The sequence below is a fragment of the Agrobacterium sp. GD03872 genome (assembly GCF_029840625.1).
In the GTDB taxonomy this organism is placed as follows: Bacteria; Pseudomonadota; Alphaproteobacteria; order Rhizobiales; family Rhizobiaceae; genus Agrobacterium; species Agrobacterium fabrum_A.
On the sequence record NZ_JAOCCY010000004.1, the window covers coordinates 499,990 to 522,092 of the forward strand.

Sequence of the window (22,103 nt, forward strand, 5' to 3'; positions counted from 1 at the left end):
CGAGACACATCCATGAACTACCGCCACATCTATCACGCCGGCAATTTCGCGGATGTCCTCAAACACGCCGTTCTCGCCCGCCTCGTGCGCTACCTGCAGAACAAGGACAAGGCATTCCGCGTGCTGGACACCCATGCCGGCATCGGGCTTTACGACCTCACCTCGGAAGAGGCGCAGAAAACCGGCGAATGGCAGACCGGCATCGGCAAGCTGATGGAGGCCGACCTGCCCGCCCCCATCGCCGAGCTGCTGGAGCCCTATCTCACCGCCGTCCGGGAGCTCAACCCGGAAGGCGGCGTGAAATATTATCCCGGCTCACCGAAGCTCGCGCGCATGCTGTTTCGCCCGCAGGACCGGCTTTCGGCCATGGAACTGCACCCGGATGACAGCCGGGCGCTGGCGCGCCTGTTCGAGGGCGATTATCAGGTGCGTGTTACCGAGCTGGATGGCTGGCTGTCGCTCGGCGCGCATCTGCCGCCGAAGGAAAAGCGCGGCCTCATCCTCGTCGATCCGCCTTTCGAGCTTGAGAATGAATATCAGCGGCTGGCCGATGGCTTGAACAAGGCCTACAGGCGTTTTTCCACCGGCACCTATTGCCTGTGGTATCCCTTGAAGAAAGGCGCACCGATCAAGGACTTCCACGAGCGGCTGCAATCCTTCGACATTCCGAAGATGCTGTGCGCGGAACTGTCGGTCAGAAGCGACCGGCTGGATGGCCTGAGCGGTTCCGGCCTCATCATCGTCAATCCGCCCTATACGCTGAAGGACGAGCTGCACACGCTGCTGCCTTACCTGAAGACAACGCTGGCGCAGGACAGGTTCGCCTCGCAGCGCGCCTTCTGGCTGCGCGGCGAGGAAAAATCGGAGGAGAATTGAGGGGGCTATCTCAGCCCTTCCCGCCTCTGCGCCTGCGCAAGCTGCGACCGTTCGAAGAACAGGATCACGAACAGGGCCATGATGAAGGGAATGATGAGGTAGAACAGCCGGAAGACCAGCAGCGCCGCGATGACGTCCGCCGGGTTCATGTCCGGCAGGCCGGTGACGAAGACCAGTTCCAGCACACCCAGTCCGCCCGGCGCATGCGAGATGAGCGCCGCCGAGAAGGACACCAGAAATATGCCGAGAATAATCATATAACCGGGATTGCCGGCCTCCGGCAGCGCGAAATAGATGATGCCGGCCGCACCTATCAGCTCGATCGGGCCGATGACGAGCTGCTGCGCAACAAGCTTCGGCGCGGGGTAAGGCAGCACGAAGGAGCCGATCTTCAGGGGCTTCAGCCGGAGCAGGCTGCCGAGAACATAAAGGCCGACGAAGACGAGCAGCAGCACGCCCGTCGTGGTGGAGGCTTCGACAGGCAGGATGCCGGTGAACCGTTCGGTGATGTCTGGTTCGTAAAGCAGCACCAGCCCGATCAGCATGATCGTGCCGATGAGGAAGGTGAAGGAGCAGAGGCCAACGAGGACGCCCACTTCCGCCACACTCAGCCCCTTGGAGGTATAGGCCCGATATCGCACCACCGCGCCCGAAAATACCGACGCCCCGACATTGTGGGACAGCGCATAGGTGGTGAAAGAGGTGAGCGTGATGAAGAACCAGTTCACCTTGCGGCCAAGATGCTGCAACGCGATGCGGTCGTAACCGGCAAGCGCCGCATAGGCCAGCAGGGTTGCAAGGCCCGAACACAGCCAGTCCCGCACACGAATGGCTTTCAGGCTGTCCCAGAGATCATCGAGCGACAGGCCACGCAGTTCGTGAAAAAGCAGCCAAGCGGAAAAACCGATCGTCGCGAAGCCAACGACGGGCCAGATATATTTCTTGAATTTCATGCGGTCATGCCGCCTATTTCCTCCAGCTTCACCCCAGCCCCGTTCCGTCTTTCGCGGAAGATTCGCTTGAGTCTATTCGTTATGCGGCGAAGCTTTCAACCTTTTTGCCCGTTTGCCTCGTTCACAAATTTATGTAAGACCGGGTCGTCGCCCGATGGCGGCATGAGATGGTCCAGTTTCCGGGGAACATGCACGGAATGAAACGTTATGCCGGTTTCATCGCCTTGGGTCTTCTGTCGCTTGCAGCACTTTGGTTTGCGCAGGAAAAACCCGCCCCGAGCGGCTCCTCGAATGGCTGGACCATGTATCCGCCATCGCAGCCCGCCGGAACCTCCCAGCCCGATGATTCCCGGCGTGACACGGGCGGCAAATCCGCACCTCGCGGAACGGGTTTCGATTTTTACGTGCTCTCCCTGTCCTGGTCGCCGGCATTCTGCGCCAGTTCCGAAGGCTCCGGCAACCGCCAGCAATGCGGCGGCGACAGGCGTCACGGTTTCGTGGTGCACGGGCTGTGGCCACAGAACGAAAACGGCTATCCCGAATTCTGCCGGAGCAGCGAACCCGAGCGTGTTCCCGACGCAATCGGCCGCACCATGTTCGACATCATGCCATCCATGGGCCTGATAGGCCACCAGTGGCGCAAGCACGGCTCCTGTTCCGGCCTGTCGCAGAAGGACTATTTCTCGGCGACGCGGGCCGCCTTCGAAGCCATACGGTTGCCGGGAAAGATCGCCTCGGGCGCCGAAGCCGCCACTCTTTCCGCCGACGCCATCGAAGCCGCCTTCACCGAGGCCAATCCCGGCCTGTCGAAACGCGGCATCTCCATCAGCTGCGACGGCAAGCGCCTCGAGGAAGTGCGCATCTGCCTCAACAGGGATATGACATTCCGCGATTGCCCCGAGCTCGACCGCAGGGGCTGCCGCGCCAGCTCTACCGAAATCATGCCGATACGCTGATTACCCATATCGAACCCACAGGACCCGACCATGGAACTGCTTTATTCGCCCGCCTCCCCCTATTCCGCCAAGGTGCGCATGGCCGCCCGCCATCTCGACATCGACATTACCTCCGTGCGCGTCGATACCAATGCCGAACCCGCCACGCTGATGGACAACAATCCGCTCGGCAAGATCCCGGTCCTGCTGCTGGATGACGGCGGCTCGGTCTATGACAGCGTCGCGATCATGCACTATCTCGACCGCCTTTCGGGCGGCAAGCTCTATCCCAAAAAGCACGGCAAGCGCACGGATGTGGAAATTCTGGAGGCGCTGTGCGACGGCATCATGGATTGCCTGCTGGCCATCGTCTATGAGCGCCGTTTCCGCCCGGAAGACAAGATTCACCAGCCCTGGATCGACAAGCAGTGGAGCAAGGTGGTCCGCGGACTAGACCATCTCAACGCCAACCTGCCGAAGACCGGAAAGAAGCTGCATGGCGGTCATTTCGCCCTGGCGGCGATGATCGGTTATCTCGACCTGCGTTTTGCCGGCGAATGGGCCGAGGGTCGCGACGCGCTGGCGGCCTGGCCGGAAATCTTCGGCAAGCGTTTCGAAGCCTATACGGAAATGAAGGCCGCGGCCTGAGGCCGGGTCAGCGGGATGCCCGGCATTGTCCGCCGGGCATTATTCCGATGGCGAATCTCAAAAACAGAAAAGCCGGGGCGCAAACCCCGGCTTTTCCTTTACCGATCCTGGAAGGATCAGAACTTGACGCCGATACCGGCCTTGACGGAGTGGTCGTCGAAACCACGCGAGAAGGCGTCGTTGCCGAGCGTGTAGTCCTTCTTCTGGTAATCGCTGTAGCGATATTCCAGACGGGCGGTGATGTTGTCAGTAACCATGGCTTCTACACCGGCACCGACCGTGTAACCGAGGGCCGTGGCGCTGTCCTTGTTGACGCCGTCACGAACCTTGTTGTCGGAGACGGCAAGACCGGCCGTACCGTAGAGCAGGAACGGGTTCATGTCGTAACCGACGCGGCCGCGCAGCGAGCCGTTGACGCCCTGCTTGCCTTCGACGGAGCGGCCTGCGACCGTACCGGCGGAGCCGCGCTCGTCACCGAGGTTGACGTCGGCTTCGGCACCGTAAACCAGCTGGCCGTTCTGCCAGTTGTAACCGCCGTAGAGACCGCCGCCGGCGCCCTTGGCGTCACGGCCGTCATTGCTGGAGCTGAAACGGCCCCAGTCGTAGTTGACCGTACCACCGAGGTAGGCGCCGGACCAATCCTTGACCGGTGCGGGCTGGTCGTAGGACACCGGTGCCTGCGGCACTTCATTTACGGCGTCAGCGGCGTAAGCAGCCGAAAAGCCGGCAGCTGCCATGGTCGAAGCCATAAGGGTTGCTACGAAAATACGCATGCTATTCTCCTTTCAGGACCGCTCTGCACTCAAAACATTGTTTTCAGACGCGGTGTAAACTCGTCGGGTTAATCGCCCCTCTGGAAACTGAACTTGATGGGAGAATGCGGAGATCAAAGAGCCAAAATGTGAATTGTTTGGGGCAGAGCGGTGACTAGAATTAGACGTTGCCTAATTGCCACAAGGGTTTTATTAACCCTAACAGAAGCCTAACCAGCAATAGATCGCCTTTAAACTTAGTTATATTCAAATTAAACCAAAATTGCATTGCGAATAAAAAATCGCCCAATTCTTTTGGGGCTGACGGACAGCTTGCGATTTGCATTTATATCCAGCAAATAGGACGTATATGAGCAAATGCAGGTCCGCCGTGAACGAAAATATACCGAAGACAGTCTTGATAACGGGAGCCGCACGCCGGCTCGGGCGGGCAATCGCCACCGATCTCGCCGCCCACGGCTTTGCGATCGCCGTCCATGCCAATGAATCGATGGTTCAGGCGGAGGAATTCGCTAATGAAATAAGGCAAAAAGGTGGCAGGGCCGCGGCCGTCCAGGCGGATCTGACACAATCGGAGCCGACAAAAGCGCTTGTCGGGAAGGCGGCTTCCGCTCTCGGCCCCATTGGCGTCGTCATCAACAATGCCTCGGTTTTTCTCGACGACTCGGCCGAAGAGCCCGATCCCGATATCTTCGACGCCCATTTCGCCGTGCATGTGCGGGCCCCTTCCCTTATCGCCGCCGCCTTTGTCGAGCAGCTACCTGCGGATCAATCCGGGCTGATCGTCAATATCATCGACCAGCGCGTGCTTGCGCTCACACCACGGTTTTATTCCTATACGCTTTCGAAATCGGCGCTTTGGACGGCCACGCGAACGATGGCGCAGAGCTTTGCGCCGCGTGTGCGGGTCAACGCCATCGGGCCGGGTCCCACCTTCAAAAGCGAAAGACAGGCGCCCGAGGACTTTCAGGCGCAGATCGACGGCCTTATATTAAAGCGTGGTCCCGCCCCGGACGAATTCGGGCGGACGATTCGCTTTCTTTACGACACGCCGTCGGTCACCGGACAAATGATCGCGCTCGACGGCGGCCAGCATCTTGGCTGGGAAACCCCTGACGTGGCGGAGATACCTGAATGAACGGAAAGAAGCTGCCTGACGGCGGTATTCTCTTCGATGAAACCGACGACGAAGACGACGATGCAAGCCTTGCCGCAACGGAAACGGCCGAGGCTTCGCGCGACGTTGCCGGCATGGACTGGAATGCGGGCTGGAAGAATGAATCCGGCCTGAAGGGCATGGACCTCATCGCCGAGTTCGTCAAACACCTGCCGAACTCGCCGGGTGTCTATCGCATGTTCAACGAGGCGGGCGACGTGCTTTACGTCGGCAAGGCGCGTTCGTTGAAGAAGCGCGTCGGCAATTATGCGCAGGGGCGCGTGCATTCCAACCGTATCGCCCAGATGGTGCGTTTCACCACCCATATGGAATTCGTCACCACCCGCACGGAGACGGAAGCGCTTCTGCTCGAGGCGAATCTGATCAAGCGCTTGCGGCCACGCTTTAACGTGCTTTTGCGCGACGACAAGTCCTTCCCCTATATTCTCATCACCGCCGACAATCGCGCGCCGGCGATTTTCAAACACCGTGGGGCGCGGGCACGCAAGGGCGATTATTTCGGCCCCTTTGCCTCAGCCGGCGCGGTCGGCCGCACGATCAATTCGCTGCAACGCGCCTTTTTGATCCGCACCTGCACCGACAGCGTGTTCGAGACCCGCACGCGCCCCTGTCTTCTTTACCAGATCAAGCGCTGTTCCGGCCCCTGCACGCATGAGATCAGCGATCAGGGGTATGAAGAACTCGTCAAGGAAGCCAAGGATTTCCTGTCCGGCAAGAGCCAGAGCGTCAAGACCGCGATTGCGCGGCAGATGAACGAGGCGGCCGAGGACCTCGATTTCGAGCGCGCCGCCGTCTATCGCGACCGGTTGGCCGCGCTTTCGCATGTCCAGAGCCATCAGGGCATCAACCCCGCCGGCATCGAGGAAGCGGATGTCTTCGCCATCCATCACGAGGGCGGTATCTCCTGCATTCAGGTGTTCTTTTTCCGCACCGGCCAGAACTGGGGCAACCGCGCCTATTTCCCGAAGGCCGACCCTTCCCTGCCCGGCTCGGAAATCCTCAATGCATTCCTGGCGCAGTTTTATGACGACAAGCCTGTGCCGAAGCAAATCCTGCTTTCCGAAACGGTGGAGGAGCAGGAATTGCTGGCCGCAGCGCTCGGCGAAAAGGCCGGGCACAAGGTTACCATCAGCGTGCCGCAGCGCGGCGAGAAGAAGGACATCACCGACCATGTGCTTGCCAATGCCCGCGAGGCGCATGGCCGCAAGCTGGCGGAAACCTCGTCTCAGGCGCGGCTGCTGAAGGGTTTTGCGGAAACCTTCGGCCTTTCCTATGTGCCGCGCCGGATCGAGATTTACGATAACTCCCATATCATGGGCACCAATGCCGTCGGCGGCATGGTGGTGGCGGGGCCGGAAGGTTTCGTGAAGAACCAGTACCGCAAGTTCAACATCAAATCGACCGACATAACCCCCGGCGATGACTTCGGCATGATGCGCGAGGTGATGACCCGTCGTTTCTCCCGCCTGCTGAAGGAAGAAGGCAAGCCGGACCGCGAACGGACACCGACACCGGAAGAAGCGGCCGACATGCCCTTCCCCACCTGGCCGGATGTGATCCTGATCGATGGCGGTCAGGGCCAGATGACGGCGGTGCGGGCCATTCTCGATGAACTCGACATTCGCGACTGTGTGACCGCCATCGGCGTCGCCAAGGGTGTGGACCGCGAGGCGGGCCGCGAACGCTTCTTTGCGGATGGGCGCAGCGATTTTTCGCTGCCGCCGCGCGATCCCGTGCTTTATTTCATCCAGCGCATGCGCGACGAGGCGCACCGTTTCGCCATCGGCTCGCACCGGGCGCGGCGCAAGAAGGAAATGGTGCGCAATCCGCTCGACGAAATCTCGGGAATCGGTCCGGGCCGCAAGCGTTCGCTGTTGCAGCATTTCGGCACGGCCAAGGCGGTTTCCCGCGCCGGTCTCAACGATCTGATGGCCGTCACCGGCATTTCCGAGGCGGTGGCGCGGCAAATCTACAATCACTTCCACGAGAGTAGCGGCGATTGACGCAGAACGGTGCGACCGAACTGCTAAAAAAACATAATGAGATGTTGACGCTATGCCCTGGCGGCGGCATCAAGGCAGTTGATCTCAGACTGACAGGTTTCCCATGGCTTCGCGCGCATACAGCATTCCCAACCTACTCACCTATGGCCGCATCCTCGCGGTTCCTGTCATTGTTTTGTGCTTTTTCATCGAAGGAAAACTGGAAAGCTCGGATTTCGCGCGCTGGACGGCGTTGTGGCTGTTCATCATCGCCTCGCTGACCGATTTCCTCGACGGTTATCTGGCGCGTATCTGGAACCAGACCTCCAATATCGGCCGCATGCTGGACCCGATCGCCGACAAGCTGCTGGTCGCCTCCGTCCTGCTTTTGATGGCGGCGGATGGCACCATTGCCGGCTGGTCGCTCTGGGCGGCCATCACCATTCTCTGCCGCGAAATTCTGGTCTCCGGCCTGCGCGAATATCTGGCGGCGCTGAAGGTCAGCGTTCCCGTCACCCGCATCGCCAAGTGGAAGACCACCATCCAGATGGTCGCCATCGCCTTCCTGCTTGCCGGTCCGGCGGGTGACAAGGTTCTGCCCTACACGACCGAAATGGGCATTACCCTGCTGTGGATCGCGGCGGCGCTGACCATGTATACCGGCTATGATTACTTCAAGGCTGGCCTGAAGCACATCGTGGACGAAGACTGATGACACGGATCGTTTATTTCGCCTGGGTACGCGAGAAGATCGGCACGGACGAAGAAGAGCTGGACATCCCCTCCTCGGTCACCACCGCCGGCGAGCTGATCGCCTGGCTTGCGGCGCGCGGCGAAAATTACGAAGCCGCCTTCGAGTTTCCCAATGTGATCCGCGTCGCCGTCAATCAGGAACATGTCGAGCACGATGAAAGCATCGTCGGCGCACGCGAGATCGGCATCTTCCCGCCGATGACGGGGGGATGAGCGGATGCAGCCGACAGTCCGCGTCCAGGCAGAGGATTTCGATGCTGCGGAAGAAACCCGCCGGCTGACGGAAGCTGACAGGAGCATCGGTGCGGTGGTGGCCTTCACCGGGCTCTGCCGGGATGATGGCGGCACGCTCGCGGCGCTGGAACTCGAACATTATCCCGGCATGGCGGAAGCGGAAATGATGCGCATCGCCAAACTTGCCGTGGAGCGTTTCGGCCTTCTCGGCCTCACCGCCATCCACCGCCACGGCAAGATCGCCGCCGGCGAAAACATCGTCCTCGTCATTGCAGCTTCATCGCATCGGCAGGCCGCCTTCGATGGCGCTAATTTCGTGATGGACTACTTGAAGACATCCGCCCCGTTCTGGAAAAAGGAACATGGCAAGGACGGCGCGGCGGGCAACTGGGTTGCGGCAAAGACAACCGACGATACGGCCAAGGACAAGTGGCGATAGCGCTTGCTCTTTTCTCGCATTTCCGGACGGAAAACCTAAGTCCACTTTTGCTGGAAATGCTCTAGGGCGCTTCCACCCTGCTGCGCATGACGATCAGCCAGCCGACCAGCATCGCCAGAACCACCGCATCGCGCCAGGCGGCCGGTCCATAACCGACCCAGAAAGTTTCGGCAAAGCCGACGGCGGCGGCCCCAAGGCCGCAGATGAGCGGGCTTGCATAACCGCCCGCCGCCGAAATCAACACCACCTTCAGGCCAAAGACCAGCCCGGCGCCGAAATCCATGGTGCCGTAATAAAAAGTGGCCAGCACGCCGGCAATGGCGGCGACGAGGCCCGCCGCGCAATAGGAAACGAGAAATATCCGGCCGGCATTCACCCCGCATAAAGCGGCGGCGAAAGCATCGTCCGTGACCGCCTTCCAGCGCCTGCCGAAAGCGGAACGGCCAAGATAAAGCGACCCTGCGAGAATGAGCAGGCAGAAGGCTGCCGTGTTCAGCATCTGCATCGGCGTCAGGGTCACGGCAAAGCCGCCATCGGCCCAGAAGCGCACCGGCTGAGATAAAAGCGGCGGCAGCCATAATTGCCTCGTGTCGGCGGCCAGCCTCGCGCTTTCGGTCAACACGATCAGCACGCCGACGGAGGCGACGGTCACCGCATTGGGAGAGGCTTTCGCCAGCGGCCGCATCACCGCCCTGCCGACAAAACCCGCCGCCCACAGCCCGCCGAACAGGCCCGCCCCTGCCCCGAGCGCCAATGTTGCCGGCAGGACCAGCCAAAGCCGGTTCCAGCCGAAATCGGCAAACAGCAGGCAGGTCTGGCCGGCAAAGGCGAATATGGCGCCATAGGTGACATCGGCGCGTTTGGTGACCGAAAAGGCGATGGCATAACCAAAGGCCAGAACCGCATAAAGCGAGGCGACCGGCACGGCATTCAGCAATTGTTGCAGGAAATAGGCCAAGCGCATCCTCCCGCCTCAATTATAACTGTTAAAACTCATTTTGATAGTTATAATATGCGACATGACCTTTCGCTGGACGCAACATCGTTTCGCAGGCGGCGCATTGGCGCTGGATGTCGCCAATAGCGTGATCCTGCGCTCGGATGCGGCAAAATCAGTCGACCGTTTTGCCGTGTCGACGCAGATCGCGGCCTTTGCCGAAGCGGCCACAAGGCTCGGTGCGGAGCGTGACAGGTTTCCCGCGCTCACCGCTCCCGAGGCGGAAAAGCAGGCGGTTTTTCTCGATCTTCGCGAGGCTGTCGACGATTATTTCCGCGCCGCCATTGCCGGCAGCGACGATGGCGACGGCCGGCTGGCCGGGCTTCTCTTCGCCTGCGGCACGGCGCTGCGAACGTTTCCGCTTGCCGAAAGCCTCGGCAACGCCACCGCCCATTCCGCCCTATCGCTGCTTGCCAGTGAGACAAAGGAGCGGCTGCGGATCTGCGGCAATTGCGGCTGGCTTTTCATCGACCGCAGCAAGAACAGAAGCCGTATCTGGTGCGATATGGCGGTGTGCGGTAACCGGAAGAAAGCCAGCCGGCACTATCTTCGGAAGAAGGAAGTGCGATCATGAGAAGAATTGCCCTTCCCTTACTGGCGATTTCGGCGATGCTCGCGCTTTCCGGCTGCCAGCGGGATGAGCCGCGCGAAGTGGCCAAGGTTTCCGGCCGGATGTTCGTTTTCAACTACCGCGTCGCCATTGCCACCTATCTGGTGACGCTTCAGCGCATCGCGCCCGTTCGCGATGGCAGCACGGTGGAAGCGACGTTCGAAAACCCGCGCGGCGGTCCGGACCTCACCAGCCGCGAGAAGATTTTCCCGAAAGACGAAAAGATCACCGTCCAGAGCCCACCGGTGGAATGCGTGAAGCAGGACCGGCCCTATAAGGTCACCATCCGCATCACGGGGCCGGAAGGCGACATTCTCCAGACCATCGAAACCACGATCCGTTCCGACACCGACCAGTCGCTGCTGCCCGCCAAGCCGCTGGTGGTCGGCCCGCTTTATACGCCCAACCCGGAGGTGTTCAAACCGGATGGCACGACGGATATGCGGCCGGTTCAGGGGTGTCCGGCGTCCTAACAAAAAATTGCAGCCTTAGGCTCAGTTCTCTGTAGGGGGTGGCAAACCTCTCTTCCGTCATGCCGGGCTTGACCCGGCATCCAGCAGCCGCGCGTCTGCGTGGCGTAAGAGTCTTTGCGATCAAGGACTTGATCGCGCTGGACCCCGGATCCAGTCCGGGGTGACGGAGTATGAAGTGAGGTCTCCGCAGAAATGCACCGTCTTGCAGGTAGCGCTCCAAAACAAAAAAAACGGAGCCTTTCGGCTCCGTTTCTTCGAGTCTTTTCAGCGGCTTCACACAATCGCCTGCAACAGCGATTCAAGCCGTTGAGATTTTGAATCAGCCGACGATTTCGGTTTCGGCGAACCAGTAGGCGATTTCCTGTGCGGCGGTTTCCGGGGCGTCGGAACCGTGAACGGAGTTTTCGCCGATGGAGAGCGCGAAGGTCTTGCGGATGGTGCCTTCAGCGGCCTGGGCCGGGTTGGTGGCGCCCATGATTTCGCGGTTCTTGAGGATGGCGTTTTCGCCTTCCAGAACCTGAACGATGGTCGGGCCGGAGGTCATGCCTTCAACGAGTTCGCCGAAGAAGGGACGCTCCTTGTGAACGGCGTAGAAGCCTTCTGCTTCGCGCTTGCTCATCCAGACGCGCTTGGAGGCGACGACGCGCAGGCCGTTGTCTTCAAATACCTTGGTGATCGCGCCCGTCAGGTTACGCTTGGTTGCGTCCGGCTTGATCATCGAAAATGTGCGTTCAATCGCCATGTGTTCGTTTCCTTTTCCTTCAGAGAAAGTGGGCGGTCTTTACCCGCCCAAAGTCCCGAAAACAAGGGGGATCGACGAGATTGCAACGATCATGCCAGACATTTCACGCCGCTGTCACACTGCGGCCTCGCGCATCGTAGAGATCGAGGCAGCCTTCGAACCAGTCCCGCACCGGATCGTTATCGGCAAAGAGATCCGCCCCGGTGGTGATCCGCGCCCATTGCAGCGCGCCGAATACGATGTAATCCGCAAAGAGCGGCGATGTGCCGCCAATGAAAGGCTGGAAGCTCAGCATACGCCGGATCGGCGCGAGCAATGCCGGGAAAGCGGCGATTTCCGCCTCGCGGTTCGCCACCACATCCTCGAGCGGACGGCCGAGCGCCTTCGTGCGGCTGTCGCGGAAATAACGGCGATCCGGCTCGTCCAGCATGTTGTGGATATCGAGAACGGCGATGCGGACGATGGCCGGATGGAGCACCGTCTGTGACCAGCTTTCGACGAAACGGGCCATGGCCTTGCCGCCCTCGCCGTTGAACAGCGACGGGCGCTCCGGATAAGCCTCATCAAGATAAAGCGCGATTTCGAAACTGTCGCTCACCAGCTCGTCGCCGTCGCGCAGGATCGGCACGGTCTTCGAAAAACCGTCCTCCACCGTCGGGATGATCGTGAAGGGCAAAGGGCGCTCCTCGAAATCCAGCCCCTTATGCGCCAGCGAAAGCACGGTTTTCCAGCAATGGGGAGAAAACGGTCGGGAAACATCGCTTCCGCACAACGAATAGAGTGTTCTTGATGTCGTCATGGGCTGCCCTCTTCTGCAATGTGGATGAAACGATATAAGAACGGCCTTCTCGTGAAATCAAATCAGGATTTGTCATATCATCGATCAGCGAACCCATATGGCCCGAATACTTGCCAGAGGTAGAATTTTCCGGTTTTCGGCACCGAAAGCTTTCATGGATTCAGTCAATTTTAAACCGTTGCTTGTAACAATAGGCCCGTTCAACAATCGGTTATCGCCGGTCCATCCATAATAATCCATCCATATTGGGGCTGTCAGTGACGACATCGGCGGGCGATAAAAAACGCGAGCAGGCAAGGAATTCCCTTGTCATTACCAGGATCGCGCAATTCATTGCCAAGATGAACATTGCGCCTTTGCCGCGCAACTATGAATTGATCTACGAAATATTGTCGGGACACAATCCCGCCATGGGCCACGACATTCTCGCGCTCGGCAATGCGCCGCAGCAGCACGAGATCGATATCATCGGCCAACGGCACAATCTGCCGGGCTTTTCCCGGATCGAGGCCGAGCAGATGGCGAGTGAAGCCTTCGAGACCTTGACGCAGATTTCCGCGCGCCTGGATGCAGGCCTGCAACGCACCGAAACCTTCATCAGCGCCCTCCAGCAGGATGCGGATGGCGAACCGCCCGTAACGGAGCGTTTCATCGACCTGCTGGACGATATCCGCGACGAACAGGCGAGCCTTCGCCATTTCATCGCCATGGGGCTGATGAAAATCCGCGAAGTCGAGAAAAACCGGGTGGAGCTTCAGGCGGCCTCGCTCCGCGATGCCCTGACGGCGCTTCCGAACCGGGCCGCCTTCCTTGAAAAAATCGGCAGCCTGTTTGCGAGGGATCGGGCGGCTTCCGCCACCTCGCTCGCGCTGCTCGATATCGATCATTTCAGGGAAATCAACGGCAAATACGGTGCCGCCGCCGGCAACAAGGCGCTCCGAAGGCTCGCTGCCCTGTTTCGCAAGACCATCAAGAAGGACGATTTCGTGGCCCGCATCGGCGGCGATGAATTTGCCTTTCTGTTTGCCGGCGTGCCGCAAAACACGGCCGAGGCGATTGCCGAGCGGCTTCGACAAAGCGTCGAAGCCCTGCGTTTCGTGACCCGGGAGGGCGACGGAGAGCATCTGACGGTTTCGATCGGCGTCGCCGAGGTGGATGGCACCGCCACGCCCGCCGAATTTTTCAGCCATGCCGAACTTGCGCTGCTTTCGGCCCGTTGCGGCACACGCAACTGCGTCATCGGATATTCGCGCGAGGTGGCGCAGCACAGCCGCAACGGCTATCTGGCGCAGCTCGGCGATTGACAGTTTAATCTCGTCCGATGTGGCGCGGGCGCTCTTGCCTTGGCCGGACAGTTCGGCCAAAACGGCGCCATGATTACGATTACCGATCTTTCCGCCCGTATCGCCGGGCGTCTGCTTCTCGACCATGCCAGCGTGACGCTTCCCGCCGGTGTGAAGGCGGGCCTTGTCGGCCGCAACGGCGCCGGCAAATCCACCCTGTTCCGGGTCATCACCGGCGATTTCTCGGCGGAAAGCGGTTCGGTGACGATACCGAAACAGGCGCGCATCGGCCAGGTGGCGCAGGAAGCGCCGGGCACCGAAGAATCGCTGATTTCCATCGTGCTTTCGGCCGACAAGGAGCGCAGCGCGCTTTTGGCCGAGGCCGAAACCGCAACCGATCCGCACCGTATCGCCGAAATCCAGATGCGGCTTGTCGATATCGACGCCCATTCGGCGGAAGCGCGCGCATCGAGCATTCTCGCCGGCCTCGGTTTCGATCACGAGGCGCAGCTTCGTCCGGCCTCCTCCTTTTCCGGCGGCTGGCGCATGCGTGTGGCGCTTGCCTCCGTGCTGTTTGCCGAACCCGACCTTCTGCTGCTCGATGAGCCGACCAACTACCTCGACCTCGAAGGCACGCTGTGGCTGGAGGACTATATCCGGCGTTATCCGCATACCGTCATCATCATCAGCCATGATCGCGATCTTCTCAACAACGCCGTCAATTCCATCGTGCATCTGGACCAGAAGAAGCTCACCTTCTATCGCGGCGGTTACGACCAGTTCGAGCGGCAGAAGGCCGAGGCCGACGAATTGCAGATGAAGGCGAAGGCGAAGAACGACGCCGCGCGCAAGCACCTGCAAAGCTTCATCGACCGTTTCCGCGCCAAGGCCACCAAGGCGCGGCAGGCGCAGAGCCGCATCAAGGCGCTGGAGCGCATGGGCACCGTCGCCGCCGTGATCGAGGATCACGTCCAGCCGATCACCTTCCCGGAACCGGAAAAACAGCCCGCCTCCCCGATCGTCGCCATCAATGGCGGCGCCGTGGGTTACGAGCCGGGCAAATCGATCCTGAAGCAGCTCAATCTCAGGATCGACAATGACGACCGCATCGCGCTGCTCGGCTCCAACGGCAACGGCAAGTCTACCTTCGCGAAATTCATTTCCGGCCGGCTTGCGCCGCAGGCCGGCGATCTGCGCGTCGCTCCCGGCCTGAAGATCGGTTTCTTCGCCCAGCACCAGCTCGATGACCTCGTGCCGGATGAAACCCCGGTCGAACATGTGCGCAAGCTGATGCCGCTGGCCCCGGAGGCGCAGGTGCGTGCCCGCGTGGCGCAGATGGGCCTTGCGACGGAAAAAATGGCGACGGCGGCGAAGGATCTGTCCGGTGGCGAAAAGGCCCGCCTGCTGATGGGGCTTGCCGCCTTCCATGCACCGAACCTGCTGATCCTCGACGAACCGACCAACCATCTCGATATCGATAGCCGTCGCGCGCTGATCGAGGCGCTGAACGATTACAGCGGCGCGGTCATCCTCATTTCGCACGACCGCCACCTCATCGAGGCGACGGTGGACCGGCTGTGGCTGGTGGCTGACGGCACGGTCAAGACCTTCGAAGGCGACATGGAGGAATATCGCGATCTCGTCGTTTCCTCCGGCAAAAAGAAGGAAGACAAGACCGACGCCGTAGCCGATCAGGCTTCCAAAGCCGATCAACGCAAGGCAAGCGCGGAAAGGCGCGCCCAGCTTGCGCCGCTCAAGAAAAAGATCAACGAAATCGAATCTCTGACGGCGAAGCTTGAGAAACTGATTCAGACGCTCGACACCGAACTGGCGGACCCTGGCTTATACGAAAAAGCGCCCGCCAAAGCCGCGCAGAAAGTCAAGGAGCGCGGTGAGGCCGCCAGCAAACTTTCCGACGCGGAGGAGCAATGGCTGCTGCTTTCCAGCGAGTATGAGGAAGCAATGGCGGGCTGATGCGCGACAGCGCAGAACCGGCGGCTTCTCACGAAGCCGCCGTACCGTGCTGACGCGGCTTACTTCGCGCCGATGGCGTTGAGGCCTTCGCGGGCGCATTCGGTATCGATCGCGCCCGACGGTGCGCCGCCAACGCCGATGCCGCCGACCAGTGCGTCGCCGATCTTGATGGGCAGACCGCCGGCCTGAACGACCAGACGGTCATCCATGGTGCGCAGGCCTTCATTGGCGGGCTTGGCGGCGACGAATTCGGCGATTTCTCCGGTATCGCGGCCGAGCGATGCGGCGGCAAAGGCCTTGCCGGTTGCGCTGGAGACCGTGTGCGGGCCGGAGCCATCCGCCTTCAGCACCGTCTTGGTGGCGCCATCACGGGCGACGATGGCAACGGTGACGGCGTTGCCCTTGGCCGAGCAGGCCTGAAGTGCTGCCTTGGCCGCCTTTTCCGCCATTTCGAGCGGCAGATAAGGCGCCGTCGGCAGCGTCTGCGCCAATGCGGCCGAAGGTGCGATCAGAACGGAGGCGATGAGAAGATTGCGGATCATGAAAAGGTCCTCTTGCTTGATGAGGACTGCAACTTAGGCCGATGGCGTTGAGCCGCGAATCCGTAGGACTTGCCGGCGGCTCCGTAGTTCTACCGATCCGCACCGGCTTCCAGCCAGAGCCTTGTCATTTCCGCCTGCGAGGTGGTGCCGAGCTTGAGGCCGATGGCGGCGCGATGGCTGTCCACCGTGCGCGGCGACAGGCCAAGCCCGTCGGCGATCTGGCGCGTGGTGAAACCGAGTGCGATGCGTTCGAGTATTTCCCGCTCGCGTGCAGTCAGCAGCGACAGAAGCGCCATCGTTTCCGCCTGCAACGCTTTTGCATCGAGTGTGCGGGCCAGTATCCCGTGCGCCTTCTGGATCGCGTCGATGAGATCCTGCTCATCCACGGGCTTGGAAAGAAAATCCACAGCTCCATTGTGAAAGGCCCGGCGGCAGGCTTCGATATTGCCGTGACCGGAAATGATGATGACAGGCCAGTCGATCCCCTCTTCCGTCAGCTTCTCCTGCAGCTTCAATCCGGTGATGGCGGGCATGCGGATATCGAAGATGAGACAGCCCGGCTCAAGCGCGGCCAGCTGGCCGAGAAACACCACCGGATCGGCAAAACCCTTCGCCTTGATGCCGACGGTGGACAGGAGCAGGATCAGCGCCTTGCGCACGGCATCGTCGTCGTCGACGAGATAGACGGGCAGTGTCATGGGGTCTGCGCCTCCGGCGCAATCGGGAGGACAACCCGGAAAAGCGCGCCATTCTCACTTTCGACATAGAGGATTTCGCCGCCGGCGCGCTCCACCAGCCGCTGGCTGAGGGCAAGTCCAAGCCCCATGCCGTTCTTTTTCGTAGTGGCGAAAGGCGTGAACAGCCGGTCGCGCAGGCCCGGCGCGACACCGGGGCCATTATCGGCAACCTCGAGAACGGCAAAATCGCCGCCTCGGCTCAATCTGGCGGTGATTGCGCGCCTGCCTTCGATGGCTGCGAGCGCATCGAGCGCGTTGCGCAGCAGATTGAACATCACCTGTTCTATTTCCACCGGATCGACCCGCACCAAAAGCGGAGCCTCGGGCATGGCGATGTCGATGCTGGCCTCATGCCGGGCCGCCTCGCCGGCAAGCAGCGCATCGACGTTGCGCAGGGCGTCACGAAGATCATGCGCCACCACCGGCTGGCGGTGCGGCAGCGACCAGTTGCGAAACCGGTCGAGCATATTGGCGGCGCAGCGCGCCTGATCGATCATATCGTCGAGAGCACCGGAAAGGGCCGTGATATCCTGACGGGCAAGCAGTCGCCGCCCGGCCTGCGCCTGCGCCAATATCGCCGTCAAGGGCTGGGTCAGTTCATGGGCGAGGCCGCTCGCCATCTCTCCGAGAGCATTGACCCGCGAAGCATGGGTAAGTCTCGCCTCCATGCCGCTCAGTTCGGCCCGTCTTTCAGCGGCGCGCATGCGCGTCCTCTGTTTTACCATGACAGCGCCGAGCAGGAAAACGACGCTGGCGCCGGCCATGCCCGCCAGCAGGGCGCGGCCCGGCAAAAGATCACGCCAGGTGATCGAGAGCGCGACTTCGAGCGTGAGCGGCTGGCTGGCGCTGCTGAGCTGCCGGACATATTGCGGTGCTTCCGGCAGCGAAGGCGGGCCGACGAGGACCGTACCGTCGGGCATTTTCAGGCGGATCACCGCCTGTTTCGTCGACCAGAACGGAACATCCGACGCCAGAAGCCGCGCGGCATCGACGGCGAGCACCAGCACTTTCGAGGCCGCCTCGCTATTGGGGCTGCGCTTGACGATCATGTAATGGCCGGGCCTGAGATCGCTCGCCAGCAGGGCCGGTCGGCCGGAAAATACCGATGCCGCCTTGCGGATCGCCGCTATCAGTTCGTTTTCCAGCGGCCGGGTGCCGATGGCAGGCCCCGCCTCATTGAGGGAAACCAGCTGAACCTCGTCAATGCGCGGGTAAAATTGCAGAATGGGTGCCGCGACATCGAGCAGCAGGCCGTAATCCGCCCCCTGCTCCGCCTGCGCCACCGCAGAAAGCGCCGTCACATGGGCGTCATGCTGATCGGCCCGGCGGGAGGCCTCGGCCTGCAGGGCGTCGCTCTGCCGCTCCAGTTCGCCGAGCAGGCTGACATATTGGTACGCTGCCAGAGCGGAAATGACAGCCGCCATGAGCAGCCCCCAGACCAGAAACACCCTGAGCAAGGGCCAGGCTGCCGGGACGCGCGTATCGCCCGCCATGCGCCGGCCGGCCGATACGGCCCGCAGGGACCGGTCGGCGCCGCCGGCGCGTGTACCCGCTTCTTGCGGCACGTGCTGAGCCGACTTTGCAGACATGTCGCTCCATACATCGTTGTTTTCAGCCATCGGCTCGCTCGCGTGACCGGAAATGCGGTCGCAACATTGGTTCGTCGAAGGACCTTCCCAGCACAGACCGGGAGAACATTCAATCCGGCCGAGGCTGAATTTCCATCCTGCCGCCATCGGTCGCCACAAGAAGACAAACGATCCCGGCGCGCTAGGCGCATTCCCGGTGCGGCTGCAACCGCTCAAGCGGTACGGCGGGCGAATAAAGATAACCCTGACCGAAGCGGATGCCCATCTGTATGAGAAGCCGGCTCTGCTCCTCCGTTTCTATGCCTTCGGCCACCAGCTTGGCGCCGTAACGGTCCGCACTCTCGAAGGCAAGCGCGATGGCATCCCTGAACCGCGACTGATCGAGCCTCGACGTCATCCAGTGATCGATCTTGACCTCTTCGAAAGGAAACCGCGCCAGCAAGGTGAGCGCGGCATAACCGGTGCCGAAATCGTCGAGCGCCAGCCGGACGCCTGCGGTTACCAGCGCATCGAAATTCTGCTGCACGACATCGGTGGTCGGTATCCTGCTCATCTCCGTCACTTCGATCGAGAGGCGATGCGCAGGCACCGCCATTTCGTGCAGCAGCGCGACGACCCGGTCTCCGAAACGCGCAGTCGCAAAAGACGACGCGGAAATATTCACGGCCAGATGAAAATCCGCCTCGAGGCCGTGCAGCTCACCAAGGTCGCGCACGACGGCCACGATCGTCGACCATTCGAATTCCACCAGCAGCCGATGGCGTTCGGCGATTTCCAGCACATAATAGGGCGACACCGCCTGTCCGCGTGTATCCACCGCACGCAGGAGCGCTTCGGCGCCGATCATGCGGCGATCGCGCATTGCGAATTTCGGCTGATAATAAATGGGTGGCCTGCCGGATTTGATCCAGGCGCCCAGCATCTGCCGCACCGCCTCGTCCCGTATGGCTTTTTCGGCAAAGGAGAAGGGGAAAATCTGTACCGGATGATCGCTTCCCTTCAGCGCCAGGCTGAGTTGCCGGAGGAAGGAGGCCACATTCTGCCGGGAAAGCCGGTCCAGATTTGCCGCACCGATCTTGAGATGCGGAACCGGCCCCGCTTCCGCCGAGCGGCAAAACGCGCTCAACCCGTCATGCAGATGCATCATGAGTTTCGCACTTTCCGACTTTTCCAGCGAAATCCCCTGCATGACGACCGCAAGTGTCGTATCGCCGAACATGAAGCTGCAGGGCGTATTGGACATGCCCAGCAGACCGTCTTTACCATCGCAGATTTCCTGCGCCAGCTTGGGCCAGAAAAGATCGCTCCAGTCCTCGCCCTCGCAGGCGGCGACATCGGCAATATTGACGATCTCGATCAGAATGAGGGCATGCGGAACGGCGGGATCGTGCCGCATTGTCGCTTCTATATGATCTTTGAGCGCGCGCCTGTTGGGCAAGCCGGTCAATGAGTCCGTACGAGCCGCCACCTCGCGCTTCTTCGCCTCTTCCCGCGCCCGGGCCTCGCTGCGCAGAAGCATGAACAGGCAGACGATCATCGGCAGGCCGACGGCAACAGCACCGAGGGTTCGGCGGCCCACTGCGCTCAAAAACAGTGCCTGATCGACCAGACCCAGCGCGAATGAGAGTGCGATGGCAAGCAGCACGGCAATGAACCTGACCGCAAAGACGGTGAGGATATCCCGAATTCCAAGATCGGCGAGACGGCGCTTGCGCATCCAGCCATACATGATGATGCCGCAGGCCGAAATGACGACCATGTCCTGCAGGGCCGCAAAAAACAGCACGGGACCGCCGAACACAAAACGCCCGGCCGCCACCAGGGACAGGCTGATCAAACCGCCCTGCCAGGAGCCAAGCAAGCCGGCGAAAAACAGCAGGTCGGAGCGGATGTAAGGTTTGGAGGGCAGCTTGATGAATTCGGAAACCAGCAGCGTCAACAGAAAGCCCGTCATTCCGAAAACGATGCCATAATAGATTTTATAGCGGGGGTCTTCGAGGGCTATGTTTCGCCGCAGCAGGATCAGCACGGACACCATGCCAACGACGGCGGCCGCCTGAAGCAGCAGGAATGGAAGTTCGGCGGCGGATGCTGCCGCTTGTGTGGCGATCAATTCCATCATCTGCATTCCCCGGTCATTATTTGTTCTGGCGCCGGAATTCCGGCATATGGCCTTCACAAATCCTGCTTAGCGCAGGATAGAAATTATAACACATCCCTGAACGTCTTTATCCTATGCCGACATTGCGGCTCCGACGCCGTAAAGCCCCGCTGGCCCGGCAATCGTCCCCGCATGACCGGAGGCCAGTACCAGCCGGTCGCGGCCCTGGCGCTTTGCCTCGTAAAGCGCCACGTCGGCCCGGTTGACCATCTCGTATATGATCTCTTTGCCGTCACCGGAAACCGCGATGCCGAGGCTGACGGTGACGATCTCCCGCCCGTCGGGGCGGTTGAGATGGGGTATGGCCTCGTCGATCACCGCCAATCTCAGTCTTTCACCGATGGCGAGTGCGGCGGAAACAACGCAATTGTCGAGCAGAACCACAAATTCCTCGCCACCATAACGCGCGACGAAACTTCTGTCGCCATCATCCCTGCGCAGGGCGCTTCGCAGCCTGCCGGCGATCCTGCGCAGACAATCATCGCCGGCCACGTGGCCTTCCGAGTCATTATAGTTCTTGAAATAGTCGACATCGAGAAGGATGAGCGCCCGCGGCCTGCCGCCGCCGCCCGAAACCTCGTTCGCCGCCTCGTCGAAGCTACGCCGGTTGCGGATGCCGGTGAGCTGGTCGGTATTGGAAAGCTGCTGCAGTTCGTGATTGGCGTTTTGGATACGCTGCAGCAGCGTCTTCTCGCGCAGCGACGCCAAGTAATCCCGTCGCTCCACCTGCTCGATACGATAGGCTGCAAACAGCGAGACGGCGCTGATTCCGACCGAACACATGATCGCCGGCAGCTTGGCCACCTCGCTCGTTACGGTGACATATTCCATGCCGACGATGAAAACCGCCATGCAGCCGACCGTGCCCATGACCGCAAGCGGAAACGGTTTGCGGTGTATCGTATTCATGTAAAGGACAACGGTGACGATGCCCATGTAATATTCGCTCGCCGACGAGGCCCGCGCATTGGCATAGATGAACATGATCGATGCGACGACCAGCATGCAGCCCAACCCGTGAAGAACCTCATGCGCCACCGCATCCGGCCGCATCTTGACCGCGTAATACCGGGCAGGAAAATAAAGGAACAGAAGCGGGGTTATGACAAACAGACGGACGGTCAGATCCAGCCAGATGATCTCCGGCACAAGCGTCACATCCACAAACAGGTAGAGATTGTACAGGGCGACGCCAAAAATCAATCCATATGTATTGAATTGACGGCTGCTCTCATTGACCTTCTGAACGAAGCCCGACGACCGGTCATCTTTGAGTAAAACCACCATGCACTTGCTCTTCAAAAATCCACTCAAGTGAAATCTAAATTTAATACCGATGATTACAGAATATACATCGAATAATTAAAATTATAATCGTCAATCAACAAAATAACACTTCAAAAAACAGGAAAATATTTCCGCTTCT

22 protein-coding genes are annotated in these 22,103 nt (G+C 60.6%); 12 read left to right on the plus strand and 10 right to left on the minus strand.

Annotated features, from left to right (window positions below; translation table 11 throughout):
• The first annotated feature begins 12 nt into the window (after nucleotides 1-12).
• Nucleotides 13-876, plus strand: a complete 864-nt coding sequence (locus N5D22_RS13470) for a 23S rRNA (adenine(2030)-N(6))-methyltransferase RlmJ (protein ID WP_279655448.1) — start codon at nucleotides 13-15, stop codon at nucleotides 874-876.
• A 5-nt stretch (nucleotides 877-881) separates the two neighbouring features.
• On the opposite strand, the gene N5D22_RS13475 is transcribed toward N5D22_RS13470, so the two are convergent.
• Nucleotides 882-1,829 carry a lysylphosphatidylglycerol synthase domain-containing protein gene (locus N5D22_RS13475; protein WP_279655449.1) on the minus strand — a complete coding sequence of 316 codons (948 nt, stop codon included), beginning with the start codon at nucleotides 1,827-1,829 and terminating at the stop codon, nucleotides 882-884.
• 197 nt (nucleotides 1,830-2,026) lie between these two features.
• On the opposite strand from N5D22_RS13475, the gene N5D22_RS13480 reads away from it, so the two are divergent.
• The gene (locus tag N5D22_RS13480; protein WP_279655450.1) at nucleotides 2,027-2,785 is read left to right on the plus strand and encodes a ribonuclease; all 759 of its coding nucleotides are present in this window, start codon (nucleotides 2,027-2,029) and stop codon (nucleotides 2,783-2,785) included.
• Between the two features lie 30 nt (nucleotides 2,786-2,815).
• Nucleotides 2,816-3,412, plus strand: coding sequence for a glutathione S-transferase (locus N5D22_RS13485; protein ID WP_279655451.1), 597 nt, complete (start codon nucleotides 2,816-2,818; stop codon nucleotides 3,410-3,412).
• Between the two features lie 116 nt (nucleotides 3,413-3,528).
• Here the strand turns inward: N5D22_RS13485 and N5D22_RS13490 are convergent, their stop codons facing one another.
• Nucleotides 3,529-4,185, minus strand: coding sequence for an outer membrane protein (locus tag N5D22_RS13490; protein ID WP_279655452.1), 657 nt, complete (start codon nucleotides 4,183-4,185; stop codon nucleotides 3,529-3,531).
• Nucleotides 4,186-4,534: 349 nt separating this feature from the next.
• On the opposite strand from N5D22_RS13490, the gene N5D22_RS13495 reads away from it, so the two are divergent.
• The 5 genes from N5D22_RS13495 to N5D22_RS13515 all read left to right on the plus strand — a co-directional run bounded on the left by N5D22_RS13495 (nucleotide 4,535) and on the right by N5D22_RS13515 (nucleotide 8,770).
• A complete protein-coding gene (locus N5D22_RS13495; RefSeq protein WP_279655453.1) occupies nucleotides 4,535-5,323 on the plus strand; it encodes an SDR family oxidoreductase in 789 nt (262 codons plus the stop codon).
• On the plus strand, nucleotides 5,320-7,365 hold the full coding sequence (gene uvrC, locus N5D22_RS13500; protein ID WP_279655454.1) for an excinuclease ABC subunit UvrC: 2,046 nt from the start codon (nucleotides 5,320-5,322) through the stop codon (nucleotides 7,363-7,365). Before N5D22_RS13495 ends, uvrC begins: the two co-directional genes overlap by 4 nt.
• 103 nt (nucleotides 7,366-7,468) lie before the next feature.
• Nucleotides 7,469-8,056 carry a CDP-diacylglycerol--glycerol-3-phosphate 3-phosphatidyltransferase gene (pgsA, locus tag N5D22_RS13505; protein WP_059752461.1) on the plus strand — a complete coding sequence of 196 codons (588 nt, stop codon included), beginning with the start codon at nucleotides 7,469-7,471 and terminating at the stop codon, nucleotides 8,054-8,056.
• Nucleotides 8,056-8,310, plus strand: a complete 255-nt coding sequence (gene moaD, locus N5D22_RS13510; protein WP_279655455.1) for a molybdopterin converting factor subunit 1 — start codon at nucleotides 8,056-8,058, stop codon at nucleotides 8,308-8,310. Before pgsA ends, moaD begins: the two co-directional genes overlap by 1 nt.
• 4 nt (nucleotides 8,311-8,314) lie before the next feature.
• Complete coding sequence (locus N5D22_RS13515) at nucleotides 8,315-8,770, plus strand: molybdenum cofactor biosynthesis protein MoaE (protein WP_279655456.1); 456 nt, start codon at nucleotides 8,315-8,317, stop codon at nucleotides 8,768-8,770.
• Between the two features lie 61 nt (nucleotides 8,771-8,831).
• Here the strand turns inward: N5D22_RS13515 and N5D22_RS13520 are convergent, their stop codons facing one another.
• Nucleotides 8,832-9,728, minus strand: a complete 897-nt coding sequence (locus N5D22_RS13520; protein ID WP_279655457.1) for a branched-chain amino acid ABC transporter permease — start codon at nucleotides 9,726-9,728, stop codon at nucleotides 8,832-8,834.
• Nucleotides 9,729-9,789: 61 nt separating this feature from the next.
• On the opposite strand from N5D22_RS13520, the gene N5D22_RS13525 reads away from it, so the two are divergent.
• Together N5D22_RS13525 and N5D22_RS13530 are read left to right on the plus strand one after the other, a co-directional pair.
• Nucleotides 9,790-10,341, plus strand: coding sequence for a CGNR zinc finger domain-containing protein (locus N5D22_RS13525; protein ID WP_279655458.1), 552 nt, complete (start codon nucleotides 9,790-9,792; stop codon nucleotides 10,339-10,341).
• Nucleotides 10,338-10,850, plus strand: coding sequence for a lipoprotein (locus N5D22_RS13530; protein WP_279655459.1), 513 nt, complete (start codon nucleotides 10,338-10,340; stop codon nucleotides 10,848-10,850). The genes N5D22_RS13525 and N5D22_RS13530 overlap by 4 nt, the downstream gene beginning before the upstream one ends.
• 319 nt (nucleotides 10,851-11,169) lie before the next feature.
• Here the strand turns inward: N5D22_RS13530 and ndk are convergent, their stop codons facing one another.
• Nucleotides 11,170-11,592 carry a nucleoside-diphosphate kinase gene (gene ndk / locus N5D22_RS13535; protein WP_003496769.1) on the minus strand — a complete coding sequence of 141 codons (423 nt, stop codon included), beginning with the start codon at nucleotides 11,590-11,592 and terminating at the stop codon, nucleotides 11,170-11,172.
• A gap of 103 nt (nucleotides 11,593-11,695) precedes the next feature.
• Nucleotides 11,696-12,391, minus strand: coding sequence for a glutathione S-transferase family protein (locus tag N5D22_RS13540; RefSeq protein ID WP_279655460.1), 696 nt, complete (start codon nucleotides 12,389-12,391; stop codon nucleotides 11,696-11,698).
• 257 nt (nucleotides 12,392-12,648) lie between these two features.
• Here N5D22_RS13540 and N5D22_RS13545 point away from each other — a divergent pair, with 257 nt between their 5' ends.
• Nucleotides 12,649-13,695 carry a GGDEF domain-containing protein gene (locus tag N5D22_RS13545; RefSeq protein ID WP_279655461.1) on the plus strand — a complete coding sequence of 349 codons (1,047 nt, stop codon included), beginning with the start codon at nucleotides 12,649-12,651 and terminating at the stop codon, nucleotides 13,693-13,695.
• Nucleotides 13,696-13,764: 69 nt separating this feature from the next.
• Nucleotides 13,765-15,648, plus strand: coding sequence for an ABC-F family ATP-binding cassette domain-containing protein (locus N5D22_RS13550; RefSeq protein WP_279655462.1), 1,884 nt, complete (start codon nucleotides 13,765-13,767; stop codon nucleotides 15,646-15,648).
• A gap of 59 nt (nucleotides 15,649-15,707) precedes the next feature.
• Here the strand turns inward: N5D22_RS13550 and N5D22_RS13555 are convergent, their stop codons facing one another.
• The 5 genes from N5D22_RS13555 to N5D22_RS13575 all read right to left on the minus strand — a co-directional run bounded on the left by N5D22_RS13555 (nucleotide 15,708) and on the right by N5D22_RS13575 (nucleotide 21,964).
• Nucleotides 15,708-16,190, minus strand: a complete 483-nt coding sequence (locus N5D22_RS13555; RefSeq protein ID WP_279655463.1) for a heme-binding protein — start codon at nucleotides 16,188-16,190, stop codon at nucleotides 15,708-15,710.
• 89 nt (nucleotides 16,191-16,279) lie between these two features.
• Nucleotides 16,280-16,888 carry a response regulator transcription factor gene (locus N5D22_RS13560; protein WP_279655464.1) on the minus strand — a complete coding sequence of 203 codons (609 nt, stop codon included), beginning with the start codon at nucleotides 16,886-16,888 and terminating at the stop codon, nucleotides 16,280-16,282.
• A complete protein-coding gene (locus N5D22_RS13565; protein WP_279655465.1) occupies nucleotides 16,885-18,546 on the minus strand; it encodes an ATP-binding protein in 1,662 nt (553 codons plus the stop codon). The genes N5D22_RS13560 and N5D22_RS13565 overlap by 4 nt, the downstream gene beginning before the upstream one ends.
• 151 nt (nucleotides 18,547-18,697) lie before the next feature.
• The gene (locus N5D22_RS13570) at nucleotides 18,698-20,638 is read right to left on the minus strand and encodes a GGDEF domain-containing phosphodiesterase (protein ID WP_279655466.1); all 1,941 of its coding nucleotides are present in this window, start codon (nucleotides 20,636-20,638) and stop codon (nucleotides 18,698-18,700) included.
• A 111-nt stretch (nucleotides 20,639-20,749) separates the two neighbouring features.
• Nucleotides 20,750-21,964 carry a GGDEF domain-containing protein gene (locus N5D22_RS13575; protein WP_279655467.1) on the minus strand — a complete coding sequence of 405 codons (1,215 nt, stop codon included), beginning with the start codon at nucleotides 21,962-21,964 and terminating at the stop codon, nucleotides 20,750-20,752.
• Nucleotides 21,965-22,103 lie beyond the last annotated feature (139 nt).

Bases quoted from the DNA above. Each gene is read 5' to 3' on its own strand.
- N5D22_RS13470 (WP_279655448.1), top strand. From the start codon at position 13: ATGAACTACCGCCACATCTATCACGCCGGCAATTTCGCGGATGTCCTC.
- N5D22_RS13475 (WP_279655449.1), bottom strand. From the start codon at position 1,829: ATGAAATTCAAGAAATATATCTGGCCCGTCGTTGGCTTCGCGACGATC.
- N5D22_RS13480 (WP_279655450.1), top strand. From the start codon at position 2,027: ATGAAACGTTATGCCGGTTTCATCGCCTTGGGTCTTCTGTCGCTTGCA.
- N5D22_RS13485 (WP_279655451.1), top strand. From the start codon at position 2,816: ATGGAACTGCTTTATTCGCCCGCCTCCCCCTATTCCGCCAAGGTGCGC.
- N5D22_RS13490 (WP_279655452.1), bottom strand. From the start codon at position 4,185: ATGCGTATTTTCGTAGCAACCCTTATGGCTTCGACCATGGCAGCTGCC.
- N5D22_RS13495 (WP_279655453.1), top strand. From the start codon at position 4,535: ATGAGCAAATGCAGGTCCGCCGTGAACGAAAATATACCGAAGACAGTC.
- uvrC (WP_279655454.1), top strand. From the start codon at position 5,320: ATGAACGGAAAGAAGCTGCCTGACGGCGGTATTCTCTTCGATGAAACC.
- pgsA (WP_059752461.1), top strand. From the start codon at position 7,469: ATGGCTTCGCGCGCATACAGCATTCCCAACCTACTCACCTATGGCCGC.
- moaD (WP_279655455.1), top strand. From the start codon at position 8,056: ATGACACGGATCGTTTATTTCGCCTGGGTACGCGAGAAGATCGGCACG.
- N5D22_RS13515 (WP_279655456.1), top strand. From the start codon at position 8,315: ATGCAGCCGACAGTCCGCGTCCAGGCAGAGGATTTCGATGCTGCGGAA.
- N5D22_RS13525 (WP_279655458.1), top strand. From the start codon at position 9,790: ATGACCTTTCGCTGGACGCAACATCGTTTCGCAGGCGGCGCATTGGCG.
- N5D22_RS13530 (WP_279655459.1), top strand. From the start codon at position 10,338: ATGAGAAGAATTGCCCTTCCCTTACTGGCGATTTCGGCGATGCTCGCG.
- ndk (WP_003496769.1), bottom strand. From the start codon at position 11,592: ATGGCGATTGAACGCACATTTTCGATGATCAAGCCGGACGCAACCAAG.
- N5D22_RS13540 (WP_279655460.1), bottom strand. From the start codon at position 12,391: ATGACGACATCAAGAACACTCTATTCGTTGTGCGGAAGCGATGTTTCC.
- N5D22_RS13550 (WP_279655462.1), top strand. From the start codon at position 13,765: ATGATTACGATTACCGATCTTTCCGCCCGTATCGCCGGGCGTCTGCTT.
- N5D22_RS13555 (WP_279655463.1), bottom strand. From the start codon at position 16,190: ATGATCCGCAATCTTCTCATCGCCTCCGTTCTGATCGCACCTTCGGCC.
- N5D22_RS13560 (WP_279655464.1), bottom strand. From the start codon at position 16,888: ATGACACTGCCCGTCTATCTCGTCGACGACGACGATGCCGTGCGCAAG.
- N5D22_RS13565 (WP_279655465.1), bottom strand. From the start codon at position 18,546: ATGGCTGAAAACAACGATGTATGGAGCGACATGTCTGCAAAGTCGGCT.
- N5D22_RS13570 (WP_279655466.1), bottom strand. From the start codon at position 20,638: ATGATGGAATTGATCGCCACACAAGCGGCAGCATCCGCCGCCGAACTT.
- N5D22_RS13575 (WP_279655467.1), bottom strand. From the start codon at position 21,964: ATGGTGGTTTTACTCAAAGATGACCGGTCGTCGGGCTTCGTTCAGAAG.